The following is an 18,373-nucleotide window of genomic DNA, read 5'->3' as shown; positions in this document are numbered from 1 at the left end:
AACGAGATGAATTACAACCTTTTAGAATAAACCTACTGCTTTTCCATCTTCATTTACATCCATTTGAAGCGCAGCTGGCTGTTTAGGAAGACCAGGCATTGTTAACATTGTTCCTGTTAACGCAACGATAAACCCTGCACCGATAGATGGTTTCAATTCACGAATTGTAACGATAAAGTCAGATGGGCGACCTAATTTTGTTGCATCATCAGAAAGAGAGTATTGTGTTTTCGCCATACAAATTGGTAGGTTACTCCAACCTTCCCCTTCATATTGAGCTAGTTGCTTACGTGCTTTCGGAGCAAATTCAATATCTTTTGCGCCGTACACTTTTTGAGCAATTGTACGAATCTTTTCTTCTAATGGTAATTCTAATTCATAAAGTGGTGCGTAGTTGTTTTCATCTTTTTCAATTTCTTTTAACACTTTCTCAGCAAGGTCAACTCCGCCTTGGCCACCTTTCTCCCAAACTTCTGTTAAGGATACTGCATAGCCACGCTCATTGCACCATTCTTGTAAGTATGTAACTTCTGCATCTGTATCAGTAATGAATTTGTTAATGGCAATTACGAATGGAACACCGAAGCTTTGAATTGTTTCAACATGCTTCTGTAAGTTTTCCATTCCTTTTGCTAACGCATCTACATTTTCTTCTTTTAATTGATCTTTCGCCACGCCACCGTGCATTTTAAGCGCACGAATAGTCGCAACAATAACTACCGCTTCTGGTTTAATACCAGCTGCACGTGCTTTAATGTCTAAAAACTTCTCAGCACCTAAATCTGCACCGAATCCAGCTTCTGTAATAACATAATCACCTAATTTTGCTGCCATCGTCGTAGCGATAACACTGTTACAACCGTGAGCGATATTCGCAAATGGTCCGCCATGAATGATAGCTGGTGTATTTTCTAATGTTTGTACTAAGTTCGGTTTTAATGCATCTTTTAATAGAAGTGTTAACGCACCTTCTACGCCTAAATCTTTAACTGTTACAGGTTGATTTGAAAAATTATAAGCGACAACAATGCGAGATAGACGAGCTTTTAAATCTTGAATATCTGTTGCAAGGCAGAATACGGCCATAATTTCAGATGCTACTGTAATATCAAAACCGTCTTCACGTGGCACACCTTGAACCGGTCCACCAAGGCCAATTACTACGTTACGAAGGGCACGATCATTTAAGTCAACACAGCGTTTCCAAACGATTTTACGCGTATCAATTCCAAGTGTGTTTCCTTGTTGGATATGATTATCAATGAACGCCGCTAATGCGTTATTGGCAGTTGTAATCGCATGAATATCTCCAGTAAAGTGAAGGTTAATATCTTCCATTGGTACTACTTGAGAATAACCGCCACCTGCTGCTCCGCCTTTTAATCCCATTGTTGGTCCAAGAGATGGTTCGCGAAGTGCAATTACTGTTTTCTTACCAATTTTATTAAAAGCTTGACCTAAACCAACTGTTACTGTTGATTTACCTTCTCCTGCTGGAGTTGGGTTAATCGCTGTTACTAAAACAACTTTACCGTCTTTCTCATCTTGTAAACGCTTAAAAATATCAAGAGATAACTTGCCTTTATAATGTCCGTATGGCTCTAGTTCTTCTTCTAAAATATTTAAATTAGCTGCAATTTCTTGAATCTTCTTCATACTTGCTTCTTGTGCGATTTCAATATCGGATTTAACTGTTGTAGTAGTTGTCATATACCCTAGTCCCCCTTTAATTGGTTCTGATGATATTGTATCAGTTTTTTGTATTTTCTGCACTTTTTTACCTCCTAAAAATTTTTTGATTTCGTTATACGTTTTTTAACATAAATACCCATAAGAACGTTAACGATTGTTGTAACTCTGTAGGTAGTTGACCTAACATCTTCTCATTTACTCCGCGCTTATATACGCCGGTGCCATCTACAACTTCAAATCCTTGTTCTTTTGCTAACTGTTCAAATTCCCAAGGCATCATCGTATTGCAAACAACATCTTTGCCGTATAGACGCGGATAACTATTCTCTCTCGGTTTTGCTGTCGGTCCTAAAATTGCAATACATGCGTATCCATTTTTCTTTAAAACACGCTTTATTTCATTTAATGCTCGCAATGGCTCCTCGGTCCATTCTAAAGAATTAATTGCCATAATTGCTTCAAATTTCTCATTTTCAAATGGTAATGAAGAAAGATCACCTTTTATAAAAGATAAGTTTGGGCCTTCTCCGCGTTCCTTACCCTTTTGAATCATAACTTCCGATAAGTCCACCCCAACCGCTTTGTACCCAGTAAGACTTAATTTATATGTACCATACCCATCACCACAGCCAACATCTAGCACTTGTACTTCCTTTTCCACGTACTGCTCAAAAAATGGAATGATTGTACTCCTGCTCCCGCTATCCCACATTTCTTGACTATTTTGATTCCAAAACTCTGCATTGTTATCCCATTTTTTCTCCGCCGATTCATGCCAATTAAACCTCGTCATACATTCCCCTACCTTCAGTTATTATCATTCATTTCATTCTACATCATTTTCCAAAATTCCTGTTTATCCCGCATTAACGGGCAGTAGAATTCGGCGAATGCGAGGAAGTTAGGTGGGAGATAACTGCCCGTAAAAGCCCGATTGGTGAGGGCTAATAATCAGTGGGGGATGGACAAAACCCCCACTGATTAAAGTTTCACTTTATCTTCATAAGGAGATGAACAGGATAACAACGAAATCTATTTTCTCCAATTTTTGCTTTACTTGGGTTTAACTCATACTCATGTTCTGTTCCTTATGAAAGATACTATAGATACACCCAATTGAAAGAGAGGGATGTACATGCGAAGAAAGAGAAATCATCATTTTAAAAGTGGTGAAAAAAACGAAGAGTATGCAGCTGAAATATCTCCAGCTGGTATTCCGATTAGACATGAGCGCAAAGAAATTGCAAATGAAATTGAAGGTACAAATACCGGTGCAATGATCGGCTATGTCGCATTATTTCTTTCGTTATTCTCCATTGCTTTTTATCCTGTTACACTCGGCTCCCTTGCTATTTTAGTTGGCTTATTAGCTGTCAATTTTGGGGCAAGAACACTTGGATATACCGCAATTGGTTTTGGCAGTTTTTCTGTTTTATTCACTCTACTATATCCGCTTGCTTTATCAGCGTTTTAAAAAAAAACACACCAAGTTATACTTGGTGTGTTCATTCATGATACAACATGATATGACCGCATCCACAACAATGCTTCGCTGTAATTTCTTGAAAAACCGGATAATTTTCTTCATCTCTATGCTCAATAAACACCTTTTCAAATCGGTACATGTTTGGCGCATATGCCCAATCTTGTTTCGTACGTGCATATAATGTTGAAGAAAAAAACTCCTCACCACCACAAACGATACATCCCTTCTTCATCAATACCCCTCCTATGCTTGTCTTACTTCATCTATATGAACATAAGCATAAAAAAAAGACCTTCTATTACTAGAAAGTCTTCTCTGAAACAAAAAGAAATGTACCGAATATACCTACTCCGCTATATTCTTTCGTAACACCAGCTTCTGTTTTATACGTTTGCTTTACAGTCATAAAGAAAACACCATTTCGTGCATCAATACTTTCAAACTGTAATTTCTCTTTTTTTTCATCTACATTTTGCGTGCATTCAAAGCTACTCTCGTCACATTTCAATGCATACTTATCCTCTAAATACAATTTAAAATCTGATTCTTTCGGACAAGTTATAAGTAATATCGCCACGAGAATAATACTTACAATACCCACAATTGTATAATATTTCTTCATTTGTTCTCCTTTCAAAAGACAAGAAAACTTGACTTCATGCGCCAAGTTTTCTTAGTCCACAACCCATTGCCACTCTTGTTCTTTCTTATCAAAAATGAGCCAACCCGTTTCTGTTGCTTCCGCTTTCAATTCATCGATATTATCTAGTACCTCATCCGTACTTTCGAATGATCCTACTACATATACCGGAATTTCAAGACCTCTTCTCGACTCAATTTTCCCCGCTAAATCAATGTATAACCCATCTTCCATTAACGGCATAAGCCCAAGGATAACTTCCTTTGAAATTGCTGGGAAAATTTTTGATTTTTGGAAGAAAGTAAAACGTTTCTTTCCAAACGAACCGAGTTTATATGGAATCACTTTACTTAGCATTCCTACAAAATCACCGATTCTACGGTAATACACTTTGTTGTACCAACCGTCATCATGTGAAAAATAAACGAATCTATTCTTCAACAATGGGAAGAACGTTCTTCCAAGTGGTTCTTTTTTGTGAGCCAAATATAATAATTCTGCAATTTCTTTTGGCTCTAACTCATCTAAATCGCTTGCATCATCGAAATCTACCCAACAAAATTCATCAAATTCATCAATCTCTGCTTGAATGAGTTTATGTATGTTTTCTTCCTCAACATATTCAAATAAAGTATGATAATGAAAATCTGTCCACTCAAAATTATGCTTTAAAAGCAATACTTGATGAAGCGGTGAAGGGATGTTACTTGCAAACTCTTTAAACGTAATTCCAGATGTAATAAAACAATGACCCCGACGATTACCATTAATATATATCATATTGTTTACTTGGTCAGATCCTCCAGACAAAGCACCTAGCCACCTTCGTTTTATATGTTTCAATTCTATAGCATATTTTAACATGAAAAATTTTAGAAACATAGAAAAAACTTCAAAAACTATTTACAATTTCATGTGTTTTATTACATACTGATTACAAGAAAAAACGCCTGCTCATAAGCAGGCGTTTTTAAAGGATATCATCTGGATTTTGAGGGTGATGATTCCCCTCTTTTTTTTCATCTTTTTGGAACATCGATTGAATTTTATCGATTGTTTGTGGAGCTAATTCAATTATTTTTTCTGCTAAATGTGTCGCATTTTGTAAATGAAGAATATTTACCCCATCTTTATTCACGACTAGAAATGCTACTGGTGTAATTGACACACCACCCGCACTACCGCCACCAAATGCAGGGTTACCATTCGCTCTTTGTCCATCATTCGTCTGGAAATCAGAACCTCCTGCTCCAAAACCGAACGCTACTTTAGAAACTGTTAACACTACACCACCGTCAGCCGTTTGAACAGGCTCCCCAACAATCGTATTTACATCGACCATTTCCTTTAAATTTTCCATCGCTGCTTTCATTAACCCTTGAATTGGATGATCCACCGTTCATAACCTCCTTTGTCATATCTTTCCTAGTTTTTCCGAAAGTTTGTGAACTAAACATAAAATTTTATATTGATTTCAAAAATATAAAGTTATAATATTTAGAAAAAACAAAAAAGAGGTAGTTTGTTATGATACGAAAATTAACAAAGAAAGATCATGAACAAGTATTTTCTTTTCTAAAAGAAGAAGTAGCCCTTAACTTGTTTATTATTGGAGATATTGAGGCTTTTGGTTACGAAACAGACTTTCAAGAGTTATGGGGAGCATTTGAAGAAAGCGGAACATTAAAATCTATTTTACTTCGCTTTCATGATGCGTTTATACCTTATAGTAAAGAAGAGTTTGTGGTTACTGACTATGAGGCACTTCTTTCAGCATATAAGCCGCTTAAACTCTCTGGCAAGTCAACTATTGTAGAAAGATTTGAAACTGCTCCAAGTATACAACTGGGGGCCAAAAATGAAATGTATTTTTGTGAATGTCTAGATGACAATAACTTACCTAACACACCAATTCATGAAACAATTAAACTTGCCTCACTAGATGATATAGAACGAATTATGCAATTACGAAGTAACATCTCTGAATTCCCGACCGCTAATGAATCAGAAAAAATGTTAAGGCAAGCTATCGAAACAACTACAGGACGTACATATTATATTGAAAAAGACGGTGCAATCATCGCATCCGCCTCTACTTCCGCTGAAAATTCATTATCCGCTATGGTAGTTGGCGTATGTACACATCCGAATTATCGCGGAAACGGATATGCTTCACTCATATTACAGAAAATGATTCAGGACTTTACGAAAGAAGGCCGAACACTTTGCCTATTTTATAACAATCCAACTGCTGGACGTATTTATAAACGACTAGGGTTTAAAGATATTGGAATGTGGACGATGTATCGTTAAAGAGCCGATTTATTCATCGGCTTCTTTTATTTATATTGTGCTATTCCAGCTTGAGCTATTTTCTCACTTCAAAGTCATAATTACTTGTCTTTCAACGAACCCAAAATCTTCGTACATTTCTTTCGCAAAGTTCCCTGCAAATACATTCAAACGAACTTCTGAATATTTTTCTTGTAGTTCTTTGATCCCAGCCTCCATTAATTTTCGTGATAACCCTCTCCCGCGATACTCTGAAAACACATACAATTCGTATATAAATCCAAGTTTTTCACGAGAAAAATAATCAGTATTTTCCCCTATTAATATCCATCCCATTACTTTATTTTCTTCTTTAATGACTAAATAATATGCTCCTTTTTCTATTATTGGCTCTGTAATTTCAATCGCTTTCTCCGTACTTAACTGACAATTTCCTCTCGTCCCTTCAAAAAGCGATTGAGCTGCATATTTTAATATTTCATTTGTATCTTCTTGATTTGCCTTTATTATCATTTTTCACAACTCCCCTTGAATAATAGGCATTATTATCGCTTGTTCAAGATTCTCCACTTCCATAACAATTGCCATTAATCCCTTTTCTGTACTTGTTTCATGAAACTCACCCTTCTCCCAAAACACAGCTTGTCCAGCTTCTACTGTCACTTTTTCTTTATCTGTCCCGCACACATATCCTTCGCCGTCCACAATAAGAAGCAGTTGAGATACAACTGCTTCATGATATCCGATGATTCCATTCTCTTGTAAATGCATAGCACCGATATGTATATTCCCTTGATGGTTTAATATTTTCGACATTATGAAATTAGATTGAAATACTGATATGTGCTTTCCCACTTTTTCACTAAAATCAAAAATTTTCACTTCTAGTCCTCCTTATATGTATAAAACCATCCTTACTGTCTGCATCAAATGTCCTTCAAAATCTTCTTCAAATTGCTCTAATTCGGCAAAACCTTTCGCTTCATAAAAGCGCTTTCCTTTTTCATTTGCTGACTCTACATGTATGTACAGTTTCCGGATCCCTTTTAATGTCTTAATCCCTCTTTGTAATAAGGTACTTCCTATCCCTTTTCCTTGCTGATCTGGTAACAAATAAATCGCACCTAATTCTGCTTCATTTTGCAGTCTAACAGGTGAAAAATTCGCAAATCCAATTACTTCTCCCTCTTCTTCTGCAACGAATAAATGTGTATTTTTAAGACGATATTTCATTTTTTCATCAGAATATGCTTCCTCTAAAAAACTATCTTGAACCTCTCTCGGAATAATTCCTTCGTAAGTATCATGCCAAGCTATTTTTGCTACGTTTTGTACAGCAGGAATATCTTCTTGCTTCATTTCTCTAATTACATATGTCATCTCGCTGTCTCCATTCTCTTTAAATTATATTCTGCTAATATACTAGAAGAAATGGCAGAACCATTTTCATAATTTACCTTAATTAATTTTAACTTCTCAATCGAAGCTAGTGTAACATCAAATTTTTCATATATATATTCCATTACACTTAAAAATTGATTTGAATTTAACCCATTAGCAATCGTGCAATGCGGAACCCATTTTCCTGGTACGTAATATGAATTCGGATTATCATGAAAAACTTTGAAATAATCATGATAAGAATGATGAAGTCTTAATAACTCATCGGTAATGGTTGGTGCTAGAAAGATCGTTCTATTAGTAGGAAAAGTTCCAACAGAAGGAAAAGTTACAGCAGCAATGTTCTCTTGAAAAACTACAAACTCCTCTAATTTCTCCGTATATAAATTAACATCTAACTCATTATAATCAGCCAATGTTATATGGGGTTCTACTCCAGCTAGTTGATTTATTCCTATTATATTTGTTAATTCATTTTGCAATTCTCTAATTTTATTAGTGAACACACAATCAAATGTAGCAATAATAGCGTACATGCTTCCTCACCCCTTCGTTACACATAGCGCTTCCCATTCTTCACGAATCATTCCCATTCGAATAGAATCATAGTATGTCCCGTTATAATATCGACAATTTCGCATTCTACCTTCTAATCGCATTCCTATTTTTTCCGCTACTTTCATCATTCGTTCATTTCCAGACCAAGTTGTGAGCCCTACTCTACCAATCTCCATATTTTCAAATAGTAAATCTCTATATAGTGTTAATGCTTCTGTACCATAGCCACCATTCCAGTATGCTGGATCATAAATTACGATTCCCATTTCTAACCAACGCGTCGGTTTATGTTCCCAATAAAATCCGACTGTCCCTATAATTTGACCGTTATTTTCTATTATTAAATTTGATAGTGGTTCTTCTTGCAAACGAGTTTGCATCTTCTCTTTATAGGACGAGTATTCTTGCATTGCAAACGGAAAATACGGTGCATCCCATTTCTTCCATTCTGGATTTTCTTCTTTATATATGAAGCTCCATAATGTTTTTATATCCGATTCTTCAATTGTACGAATTGTAACTTTGTTCCCCTTTAATATAACGTTTTGCATAATTTCCTCCTACATTCCTCTTTATTTCATATATAATTATAATATTTTTTCAGAAAAATCAAAACAAAACTATACTCTATATTGTATAATTTTGTTATAAGATACGAATTATTTATGTAAGTTCGCTAATTTTTTCGAGCTTAATTTAGAAACGGAACTTCGAAAAAAATTAGATGAAGTACGAACTCGTAACATAGTTAATAAAAAATAGGAGGTTATATCCCTCCCATTTTAGCTAAATATTTTATTTTCCTTCCTTTCTATCTTAAGTAGAATTCCTTTCTCTATCCAGCCCTCTACTCCATCTTTTTTAATTAAATCATATCCCATGCATCTACCATCAATTAAAGAAACTGTATCCCCTTTTCTAATATTGATTTGCGCGCAAGAAATATCGGTTTTTACCGTGTATTCACCTGATTCAAGTTGCTTTATATACTCGTTTTTTACATGAAGTAGTTCATTTGTTCCTTTTTGTTTACATACGGTAAAATCTTTCATTCTCTCCACAGGCTCTATGTAATAATGCGGATATGTAACCCCGCCCTGCATTTCTGAATTCGCATTAAAATCGGCCAATACTTCATACTGCGGAAAATGATCTACATATGTATAGGAAAATGTATCATTTAAAATATCTCGATAAATAATAAATGCATTTAATTGCCCTGCTTCTTTAATCGCATTACCACCATCAATCGCAATAATTTTTTTCTCCTTATCAATAACTGGATTATTAGACGGCGCTTCTTCAGAATAGTTCACAACAGGCCAATGTCCAACAATTACGTACTTATCCGCTCGGTGTGACTTATTAAAAAACCCTGGCATTGCAATTGCATTTTTCCTATCTGTTTGTTTCCAATCCTCTCTATCTTCAAGGCCAGCATGCACAAAGATATACTCCTCAGTTTCAATAGCAGTTGGCAATCCTGTTAGCCACTTTATTTCTTTTGAAAAATGGCTCATCAATATGTTTTTCACTTCACAAATATCACTCTCTTCATGAACGGTAACGTTCAATTTCCCTAGCCATTCATTAAAAATTGTATTTTTTCGCGTACATAAATAATTTATTAGCGCAGGATTTTCATTTACAAGCGCTTCAACTACAACTTCACAATTCCCTTCAACAACATAAACATTTGACTTGCTAATTACTAGATCCATCACATAGTCTACGACGCCAATGCTATCGCTCCCCTTCTCACAAAGGTCGCCATTTATAATTAAATAATCATCATCTTTAAAATTAACTTTATGTAATAATTCTTTTAAAAGATTTAATTCCCCATGAATATCAGATATTACGATAACTCTTACACCTTTTGGGACTAATAGTTTCTGAACTTTTTCCAAGTATAAACTCCCCTAACCTTCTTTAAATTCAATATTATCGTCTCAATTGTAAAGAAACTATTCGACAAAATAAGCAATTAACCCTCTTCATCTTATACTTCTAAATAAAAGTAGGTTCTATATGTTATCTCACATAGAACCTACTTAGTATTATAACTCTTTATAAAAAGAATAACTTACCTTATCATAGCCTTCTCTTTCATAAAAACGATGGGCATCAACCCTTGGAAACGCTGATGTAAGAACGATAGAACTGCACCCTTTCTCTTCCCCCCATTTTTCTACATATGATAGCAGAACCTTACCATACCCTTTTGATCTGTGAGCTTTCGCAGTTACAAGATCATATACAAAAACATGTTTCTCATTATAAAAGTTCGTACAAATCGCTACACCAGCGAGACAAACAACTTCATCATCTTCATTCTGTAACGAGAGTAGTTTGTAATTTTCTTCTTTCATTTTTTGAAATAAAGAACTTGCTTCTTCTCTTGAAAGTTTCGTTCGTAATTGCTGTAATACGGGGAATACATCATGTAAATCAGCTTCTGTTACTACTTCTCTAATATTCATTATGATTCTCTCCTTACTATTTATAAAATTTTCTAAATGTTATATCATTATTATAAAAAGTAACTGCCCCTAACTTAAGTGACAGTTCGATTATTTTTTATATGGCCAGTTTTTAAAGGAGAATTCATAAAATGGATTTTACTATCCCATTGCAACTTGAAAGTAAAACACCAATTTACTTACAAATTTACGAATATATGAAACGAGAAATCTCTCAGGGATTACTACCTACTGGTACACGCCTTCCTTCTCACAGAAATTTAGCGGTACAACTTAATGTTAGCCGTATTACTGTTGAATCTGCTTATCAACAATTATTAGCTGAAGGTTACGTAGAAAGTAAACCGAAACGTGGGATTTTTGTTGCAGAAGTTGATATTGATGTCATTCAAAATAAACAACAAGTTGTGTCAAACAGCACTAACAATATTAAAAAAGAAAAATATGACTATGATTGTAGCCAAGGGCTTATTGATCAAAAAGCTTTTCCAATTACAAACTGGAAAAGAGCATTACAAGAAACTTTATTCCAGTATGAAAATGAATTATTTGCTAAAGAAGATCCTCAAGGTGAGTTCGTTCTACGAGAGCATATTTCAAAATATTTATATCATGCCCGCGGGGTACATTCTTCACCTGATCAAATTATTATCGGAGCCGGTACGCAACCTCTTCTTTGGCTGCTACTTCAACTGCTTGGTTCAAAAAAAGAATACGGAATCGAAAATCCTGGATTTCACCGTATAACTGCTATGATTCAAAGTGCTGATCTTCCTGTTCACCCTATCCCTTTAGATGATAAAGGGATTCATATTTCAGCTTTACGTGAATCAGGTGCTAATGTAGCATACGTTACTCCATCTCACCAATTTCCACTTGGAATAATTATGCCTTTATCTAGAAGACTCGAACTATTAAAATGGGCCAATGATTGCGAAGGATATATTATTGAAGATGATTACGACGGGGAATTTCGTTATGTAGGCAAACCTATTCCTTCTTTACAAGGACTGGATTCAAAGGAACGTGTTATTTATATGGGAACTTTCTCGAAATCCTTTTTACCTTCTTTACGAATGGGATATATCGTCTTACCACCTCATCTTTTAAAAATCTATAAAGAACTTGGTGGCATGTTTAAACAAACGGTTTCTACCCTGCAACAACTCGCTTTTGCCACCTTTATTCAAAAAGGTGATTGGGAACGTCATTTAAACCGTAGTCGTACGTTATATAAAAGAAAGCATACATTACTAGTTAAATCTATCAAAAATGAAATGAAATCTCGTGTTCAAATACTCGGCGAACAATCAGGACTTCATATCGTACTTCACGTTCATAATGGGATGAACGAACAAGAACTTATTCATGTCGCTGCGAAACAACGCATTAAGTTGTACCCTCTCTCAACATACGATTCTGTTCATAATTTAAGCGAGGCGTCGTATGTATTACTCGGTTTCGGCAGTATTCCAGAAGATTGTATCGTAACTGTTGTCAAATTACTGAAAAGAGTCTGGTTCCCTAACTAAAAATAACTCCACGCAAGTTATACTTGCGTGGAGTTATTTTCATTCACTATTTTTCTGATACTTGCCCTGATCTCGCTGTCCTTCCTGGACGCTTTACACCAGTTGTTTCTGTTGAATAAGAAGCTTCAATTATAGCACTTGGATCTACAGAGAGAACGAGATCTTTCATTTTCGGATAAATGAAACGGTTTGTAATACAATAAATAATTCTCTGGTGCTCTCCTAAAAAACCACCTTCTCCATGTAGATACGTAACAGACAGTTGTAATTCTTTCATAAGCAGTTCGCCAATTTCTTTATTTTTATTCGAAATAATCATGACGCTCTTTCCTTGATTAATACCGTCTAATATGAAATCAATCATCTTCGTAACAATATAGAAAATTGCTAATGAGAACATCGCTTGCTCAATTGAAAATAAAATAGCAACAAATACAAAAATAACCGCATTTACAGCAAGTAAAAATGTACTAATTGGTACTTTAAAATGCTTATTCATCCAAACAGCTAACATTTCTGATCCGTCAATTGCTCCGCCCATTTTTACAACAATCCCAACACCAACACCAAATAGAACTCCTCCGTAAAGTACAATTAATAATTCCGAAGTCGTAATTGCTGGAAATGGTTTTAAATAAATCAATCCGAGTGTTGTAACAACATTTGCATAGGATGTACGGATAAAAAACTTCTTTCCCATTACTTTTGCAGTAAATAGTAAAATAGGAATATTAAGTCCTAAAAACACTCCGTAAAGTGGTAGCCCTGCAACTTTATTTGCCATAATAGCAATCGCAGTTACTCCGCCATCTACTAATCCATTAGGCGCTAAAATAAGCTCTAGTGAACCAGCTACAATAATAGATCCAATTGTTAATAATACGTATTCGAATAATTTTTTCATTCATTACCCCCAAAACATATATATTTTCTTAGTATTATCATAACTAATTTTTTTCGCAAATACAAAGAAATTGCTTTATATACACACATCCTTCACCTTTTTGTTAATTCTTATGTAGAATTTCAAACTTTAATACACTATATATAGAAATAATAACCCTCCTGATTTTTACCTCTTAATTAAATTATGGTATATAATCAATTTATAGAATTTACAGAAAAAGGAGCCTTTTCATGCTACAACAACTCTTCACTTCACCTATCCTATCTGTTCAAGCACTACATCCGGGCTATGAAGACCATGCAAGCGACGTGTTTCTTGTTAAAACAGAAGCTGAAAAAGTTATTGTTCGTTCCTCAAAAATGACTGAAGAGCCAAGCAATGATTTTTGGTGGGAATGCAAAAACCTATTTGGAATTGACCCAAGAAATGTACATCATTTAGAAACGATACACGCACTATTGAAAAAGCATACTACCTTACCCATCCCGACTATTTTGCAAAAACATGTTTTAAATGGACGAGAGTATGTTATCGCCGAAAAACTAGCAGGAAATACGCTGCAATCATTTATTGGACAACCTGATTCTATTTTATTCAGCCTTGGAAAAGGACTAGCAGAGATTCATTCATTTAAAGCTAATTTCACAGGAAACCCTTCTGGTACTTTCCAAGTTCCACTTGAAGAATTTAAGTCTCATATTTTAAAAGTAAGCAAGAATCTTGTAAATATGTTTTATTCCGATAATGCGAGCATACATAACGCATTTCATACTTTTGAATCACAACTCTCTTCCTTGCCATCACCGAAGGAATCTACACTCATTTTAATTGATATGGATCCTACTCAGTTTTTATCAGATGGTCAATCTATTACTGGTTTAGTAGATACAGAAGCTTATGCAATTGCTCCACGAGAGTTCGATTTTATTGGATTAGAATATGTACTTACAGAAAAAGAGGCTCGTGCTTTTAAACAAGGTTATGAGACCATTATGCCCATTCCTCGTCTTGAAGAATGTAGACAACCCTATCGATATTTATATCGCTTATTATCTATTCAAGGTAGTGTGGAGTTAGAAAAGTGGTTATGTCACCCATCCTATTTTTAAATATGATTGAGAGGGATTATGAAATGGATATTCAGAAAAAGAACTTTTTAGTTGAAAATGAAATACAACAGCTGAAAGATTTAGCTCATGTTTGCGGGCAACACGATAAAATTGATTACTCGTCAGATTTGCATGTCAACTTTTTAACTGCCCGTAATAAAGAAGTGGTAAATGATTTTCTATTTTATGATGATACTCAATTAATCGGTGCATTAAGTATGTATGACTTTGAAAGACCGACTAAACTGGAGTTAATAGGATTTGTTCATCCAAACTATAGAAAACAACATATAGGCACTACTCTTTTACAAACTGCAATGAAAGAAATACAAAAAAGAGAGGCAGATGAAGCCCTTCTTATAATTAATGGTGACTCTATTTCAGGGAAATCATTTGCAAAACAAATGAACTTACCTTATTTATATAGTGAGTACGGTATGGAGTTCAAAATAAACGAAGCACAAAAAACAATGAAAAATCATATTAACCTTACCGTTGCATCCTCTGAATTACTTCCTGATCTTATAGAAATCGCTAGTGAAGCTTTTGGAGATTCGGCAGCAAATACATCCACATGGTTACAAAAAATGATGAAGTCACCTTCTCATCAAGTTTACATTGCTTTTATTAATGAAAAAGCAATTGGAACGATTACCGTTACTGAGCAAGAGCAGTCTACTACACTATCAGGATTCGCAGTTCATCCTTCTTATCAAGGTAAAGGATATGGTAAAGATATTCTTAGTTATATGGTACATACACTTATTACAAAAGGCGTTTCAACAATTGAATTAGACGTCGAAACGAAAAATAACAATGCTTTAAAACTATATACACAGTGTGGATTTGAAATTATAACAAAGTATGATTATTACGAATTATCGGAATAATATTGACTTTTCCATCGAGGAAGCATGTTATTCTAGAGACGAAATTATTATCTCTTTAAACTCTGTGGGATTTAAAAACATTCAAATACATGGTGCAAATAGAACATTTTTCATTTGTCAAAAATAAAAAAACTGAATCATATCGATTCAGTTTTTTCTTAATATATTTACAACCGCAGTCGTTTCATCATTTTCTTTATAAACACGTGGAATTCTTCTATCTAACATACATGTAACTTCATAGTTAATTGTACCTAACATATCTGCTATTTCTTCCACCGCAATCTCTTCTTCACCTTGTTTGCCGTAGAATACAACTTCGTCTCCTACTTGTACTGGCATTGCATTTGTAACATCTAGCATAAGCTGATCCATACAAACACGACCAATAACAGGTACTCTAACTCCATTAATTAATGCATGCCCTTTATTAGATAACTGACGATTATAACCATCAGCATAACCAATTGGTACAGTTGCAATCCATTCTTCACCCGTTGTTACATACGTATTCCCATAGCTAACACCACGATTTTTCTTCGCATGTTTAACATGAGCTACTTTTGATTTTAAAGACAACGCTGGCTGTAAGGAAGCAACTGTATGATCCACTTCTCTTGAAGGATACATACCGTAAATTCCAATACCGACACGAACCATATTTTGAAATGTGTTACTAAGTTCCATTGATCCTGCACTGTTTGAACTATGAATATATGGAAAATGAATTCCTAATTCTTCCGCTGTATTTACAGCTTTCTCAAACAAACTTGTTTGCATATTTGTATAAGTTTTATCTATTTCATCAGCGGTAGAGTAATGTGTAAACATCCCTACTACTTCTACATATCGCATACTTTTTAACTCTTCAAAAAACGGTTTAATTTCTTCTTCCTGTAAACCGATACGGCTCATTCCTGTATCAATTTTCACATGAATTCGCACTTTCTTTTGAAGTTGGTTTGCAACTTCATCTATACCATGTAAATCTTCTACTCTATAAACAGTCATCATAACGTCATATTGAATTACATCTTCTACAGCTGCTACTGGTGTATATCCTAAAATTAAAATAGGTACAGTGATTCCAGCTTCTCTTAATTCAATTGCTTCGTCTACAAATGCAACTGCAAGTTGGTTTATTCCTGCTTCAATAGCCGATTTCGCAACTTCAACTGCCCCATGACCATACCCATTTGCTTTTACAGCAGCCATCATTGCAATATTTTCATCATTCACACGTTTTTTAAATTCTTTTACATTATGTTTTACAGCATTTAAGTCAACTTCAACAATTGTATCTCTTCCATATTTCAAGCTCATTGGTCTAACTCCTAACTCAATAATTACATTCCATTCTATTTCATGTTTCATATGACCTTTTACAATATAATACTTTTCACTATGCTAGTCAAACTACTAGAATTTTCGGAATTTTGAGTATGATATAATACCCTTAAGAAATTATTATATACGGAGGCGAGAATAATTACAATGTTTGTTCCATCTGCATTGAATCAAGTTAAAATTGCTATCGATACTTCCATTCAAATACTGAACCAATATACTGAAAGTGATTTGAAAATACAACCGATTGAATCAAAGCGGTCATTATTTGAAATGTGTACACATCTTTCCCTTATTTTCCATGCTGATTTACTCATATTAAATGGTATTACAGAAAAAGAATTACATACCTTTTATATAGAACAAACACCAGAAACAATTACTCAAATGCAACAAACGATGATACAAGGGTACGATTTACTTTCTAAAACTTTTTTATCCTATTCCAATGAAGAATTAGCAGAAATTATGACTGCTTATTGGGGTATTTCTTACTCTCGATTCGAATGGTTACTTGAAATCGTTGCACATTTTTATCATCATCGCGGGCAAATTCATGTTTTATTAGTTGAGCATATTAAAGATCCTTGCATTCCCTTATTTGAATAGCTTTTCCACCCATTCATTATTCTACATACATTCCTAATTTTTCGTTAATATGAAATCACCACTTTCTTTCTATATAAATGTAATTTAAAAATTTTGCATAAAAACGGTCACCCCCTGACAAAGTTAACATATAGAGAGAAAGCGAATGCCTGCTCACTTTATATAAACCATTTTCATGCCTTATCAAACATAGATTCGTTATTTATAAAAAGCGAAGCAACAAAACCAATAAAGAGTATCAACCCTAATAAAATAAACGTCTGAGCATAGTCCCCTATTTTCATAAGATAAATAGAAATAATAGGTCCTATACTAGTTCCTAAAAATAAAATGAAAGTATAAATAGAAACTGCTATTCCCCTTGATTTTCCTCCTAATTGGCTGACAAGAGAAACTAAAGACGGAACGGATATAGCAATACCTATTACAAAACAGACGCTCATCATTACAAGTAGCGGCAGGTTCGAAATAAAGCCCATTGAACTTAGACTAAAAATAGAGACCAACAATCCGCCTTGAAGAACTTGCCTTACTTCGAACCTCTTTGTTAAGCGACCCGCAAGTGGTGACAGCAACATACCAAATAGCCCTGCTAAGCGAAAATAAAGAATTTGTTCTGGAGTTAAATTGTAAGTAGGAGAGCTCAAATAATTCCCTAAAACAGTATACATATTAACAAAAGCCATTAATAAAACAAAAGCAATCATATAGCTCAATACTAAGCTTTTATGTGTAAAAACTTTACCCATCTGTTTAATTGGTCCCAAAATATCAGTATAGGATTGAGACGTTTCCCCTTTCGGAAGAGAATAATGAATCCATACAGCAGTAATGATATAGACAATACTAAGAAGAAAGAACACCATATGCCATCCAAAATGCTGACTAACAGCTGTACTTATTACTTGCCCTGCAATTCCAGCTACTAAAAAACCGGTACTAACAAATCCTATTGTTGTAACCTTTTTTTCTACTGGAAACATTTCTACGACGTAAGCCAACGCTACTGGAGAAAATGTAGCTGCTGCTATCCCCTGTAATCCTCGAAGAATAACAAACCAAAATAAACTATCGACAAACCCTAATAAAAAAGAAACAATCGACAGCGCAAGTAATCCGATAAAAATCACTTTCTTCCGCCCATATTTATCAGAGATTGCCCCAAATAACAAACAACCTATAGCAAAGCCTACAGAAAATATACTGCCTGTAGCCGCAGATTGCGCTAATGAAACCTTAAAAAGGTCTGAAAATAGAGCGATTAAAGGAATTGTCACATATAAGCTGGACATAACTACCATACCTGCCCAACATAACACCGCTGTCATTACTGCGTAATTCCTTTCACTATTTACTTCTTTTGATATTTCCATCATAAAATCTCCCCCTTACAATGATTTTCCCCATCGGGTTAAAACATCTGAAGC

General features: G+C 34.7%; 22 protein-coding genes and 1 pseudogene. 7 read left to right on the top strand and 16 right to left on the bottom strand.

The features are described from left to right. Positions 1-21 precede the first annotated feature (21 nt). Both MHI07_RS10015 and MHI07_RS10010 read right to left on the bottom strand, forming a co-directional pair. Complete coding sequence (locus MHI07_RS10015) at positions 22-1,710, bottom strand: formate--tetrahydrofolate ligase (RefSeq protein WP_340826893.1); 1,689 nt, start codon at positions 1,708-1,710, stop codon at positions 22-24. Between the two features lie 94 nt (positions 1,711-1,804). Beyond that, positions 1,805-2,485, bottom strand: a complete 681-nt coding sequence (locus tag MHI07_RS10010) for a class I SAM-dependent methyltransferase (protein ID WP_340823423.1) — start codon at positions 2,483-2,485, stop codon at positions 1,805-1,807. Between the two features lie 342 nt (positions 2,486-2,827). Here MHI07_RS10010 and MHI07_RS10005 point away from each other — a divergent pair, with 342 nt between their 5' ends. Next, on the top strand, positions 2,828-3,166 hold the full coding sequence (locus MHI07_RS10005) for a hypothetical protein (RefSeq protein WP_001253195.1): 339 nt from the start codon (positions 2,828-2,830) through the stop codon (positions 3,164-3,166). A 31-nt stretch (positions 3,167-3,197) separates the two neighbouring features. On the opposite strand, the gene MHI07_RS10000 is transcribed toward MHI07_RS10005, so the two are convergent. The 4 genes from MHI07_RS10000 to ytfJ form a co-directional block, all read right to left on the bottom strand. Further along, a complete protein-coding gene (locus MHI07_RS10000; protein WP_002012518.1) occupies positions 3,198-3,410 on the bottom strand; it encodes a hypothetical protein in 213 nt (70 codons plus the stop codon). Positions 3,411-3,479: 69 nt separating this feature from the next. Continuing rightward, entirely contained in the window at positions 3,480-3,800 is a 321-nt protein-coding gene (locus MHI07_RS09995; protein ID WP_002118741.1) for a hypothetical protein, read from the bottom strand. Positions 3,801-3,851: 51 nt separating this feature from the next. Continuing rightward, entirely contained in the window at positions 3,852-4,628 is a 777-nt protein-coding gene (locus MHI07_RS09990) for a hypothetical protein (RefSeq protein WP_002085994.1), read from the bottom strand. 160 nt (positions 4,629-4,788) lie between these two features. Beyond that, complete coding sequence (gene ytfJ / locus MHI07_RS09985; protein ID WP_002158105.1) at positions 4,789-5,214, bottom strand: GerW family sporulation protein; 426 nt, start codon at positions 5,212-5,214, stop codon at positions 4,789-4,791. 131 nt (positions 5,215-5,345) lie between these two features. Here ytfJ and MHI07_RS09980 point away from each other — a divergent pair, with 131 nt between their 5' ends. Beyond that, on the top strand, positions 5,346-6,131 hold the full coding sequence (locus MHI07_RS09980) for a GNAT family N-acetyltransferase (protein WP_340823420.1): 786 nt from the start codon (positions 5,346-5,348) through the stop codon (positions 6,129-6,131). Positions 6,132-6,194: 63 nt separating this feature from the next. Here MHI07_RS09980 and MHI07_RS09975 read toward each other — a convergent pair whose 3' ends face one another. The 7 genes from MHI07_RS09975 to MHI07_RS09945 all read right to left on the bottom strand — a co-directional run bounded on the left by MHI07_RS09975 (position 6,195) and on the right by MHI07_RS09945 (position 10,552). Next, positions 6,195-6,623: a GNAT family N-acetyltransferase gene (locus MHI07_RS09975; RefSeq protein ID WP_340823419.1), complete on the bottom strand. Its 429-nt coding sequence runs from the start codon at positions 6,621-6,623 to the stop codon at positions 6,195-6,197. A gap of 3 nt (positions 6,624-6,626) precedes the next feature. Continuing rightward, positions 6,627-6,992 carry a cupin domain-containing protein gene (locus tag MHI07_RS09970; protein ID WP_088078408.1) on the bottom strand — a complete coding sequence of 122 codons (366 nt, stop codon included), beginning with the start codon at positions 6,990-6,992 and terminating at the stop codon, positions 6,627-6,629. Positions 6,993-7,004: 12 nt separating this feature from the next. Then, positions 7,005-7,490, bottom strand: coding sequence for a GNAT family N-acetyltransferase (locus MHI07_RS09965; RefSeq protein ID WP_215572719.1), 486 nt, complete (start codon positions 7,488-7,490; stop codon positions 7,005-7,007). Further along, positions 7,487-8,047 (bottom strand): 2'-5' RNA ligase family protein, encoded by a 561-nt coding sequence (locus MHI07_RS09960; protein WP_078181689.1) that lies wholly within the window; start codon positions 8,045-8,047, stop codon positions 7,487-7,489. Before MHI07_RS09960 ends, MHI07_RS09965 begins: the two co-directional genes overlap by 4 nt. A 6-nt stretch (positions 8,048-8,053) precedes the next feature. Further along, positions 8,054-8,620 (bottom strand): GNAT family N-acetyltransferase, encoded by a 567-nt coding sequence (locus MHI07_RS09955; protein WP_002158124.1) that lies wholly within the window; start codon positions 8,618-8,620, stop codon positions 8,054-8,056. 231 nt (positions 8,621-8,851) lie between these two features. Further along, entirely contained in the window at positions 8,852-9,979 is a 1,128-nt protein-coding gene (locus tag MHI07_RS09950; protein WP_340823414.1) for a metallophosphoesterase, read from the bottom strand. 150 nt (positions 9,980-10,129) lie between these two features. Continuing rightward, positions 10,130-10,552, bottom strand: coding sequence for a GNAT family N-acetyltransferase (locus tag MHI07_RS09945; protein ID WP_002158126.1), 423 nt, complete (start codon positions 10,550-10,552; stop codon positions 10,130-10,132). Between the two features lie 131 nt (positions 10,553-10,683). On the opposite strand from MHI07_RS09945, the gene pdxR reads away from it, so the two are divergent. After that, the gene (gene pdxR, locus MHI07_RS09940) at positions 10,684-12,084 is read left to right on the top strand and encodes a MocR-like pyridoxine biosynthesis transcription factor PdxR (RefSeq protein WP_340823412.1); all 1,401 of its coding nucleotides are present in this window, start codon (positions 10,684-10,686) and stop codon (positions 12,082-12,084) included. Between the two features lie 46 nt (positions 12,085-12,130). On the opposite strand, the gene MHI07_RS09935 is transcribed toward pdxR, so the two are convergent. Beyond that, positions 12,131-12,988, bottom strand: coding sequence for a YitT family protein (locus MHI07_RS09935; protein WP_000732301.1), 858 nt, complete (start codon positions 12,986-12,988; stop codon positions 12,131-12,133). Positions 12,989-13,221: 233 nt separating this feature from the next. Between MHI07_RS09935 and MHI07_RS09930 the strand changes: the two genes are divergently transcribed. The 3 genes and pseudogenes from MHI07_RS09930 to MHI07_RS09920 all read left to right on the top strand — a co-directional run. Then, a complete protein-coding gene (locus tag MHI07_RS09930) occupies positions 13,222-14,100 on the top strand; it encodes a nitrate reductase (RefSeq protein WP_340823409.1) in 879 nt (292 codons plus the stop codon). A 23-nt stretch (positions 14,101-14,123) separates the two neighbouring features. Beyond that, positions 14,124-14,990: a GNAT family N-acetyltransferase gene (locus tag MHI07_RS09925; protein WP_340823408.1), complete on the top strand. Its 867-nt coding sequence runs from the start codon at positions 14,124-14,126 to the stop codon at positions 14,988-14,990. Between the two features lie 4 nt (positions 14,991-14,994). Then, positions 14,995-15,117 (top strand): annotated as a pseudogene (locus tag MHI07_RS09920) (class I SAM-dependent methyltransferase); the annotation flags it as partial. 20 nt (positions 15,118-15,137) lie between these two features. Here the strand turns inward: MHI07_RS09920 and alr are convergent. Further along, on the bottom strand, positions 15,138-16,313 hold the full coding sequence (alr, locus tag MHI07_RS09915; protein WP_340826892.1) for an alanine racemase: 1,176 nt from the start codon (positions 16,311-16,313) through the stop codon (positions 15,138-15,140). A gap of 171 nt (positions 16,314-16,484) precedes the next feature. Here alr and MHI07_RS09910 point away from each other — a divergent pair, with 171 nt between their 5' ends. Continuing rightward, positions 16,485-16,946, top strand: a complete 462-nt coding sequence (locus MHI07_RS09910) for a DinB family protein (RefSeq protein WP_199709732.1) — start codon at positions 16,485-16,487, stop codon at positions 16,944-16,946. A 173-nt stretch (positions 16,947-17,119) separates the two neighbouring features. Here the strand turns inward: MHI07_RS09910 and MHI07_RS09905 are convergent, their stop codons facing one another. Then, on the bottom strand, positions 17,120-18,319 hold the full coding sequence (locus MHI07_RS09905) for an MFS transporter (protein WP_340823404.1): 1,200 nt from the start codon (positions 18,317-18,319) through the stop codon (positions 17,120-17,122). Positions 18,320-18,373: the final 54 nt, after the last annotated feature.

Origin of the sequence: Bacillus sp. FSL H8-0545, from assembly GCF_038006105.1 — a bacterium.
GTDB lineage: Bacteria > Bacillota > Bacilli > Bacillales > Bacillaceae_G > Bacillus_A > Bacillus_A cereus_U.
The sequence above is the reverse complement of the archived record's forward strand: the minus strand, read 5'-3'. Positions and strand labels throughout refer to the sequence as shown.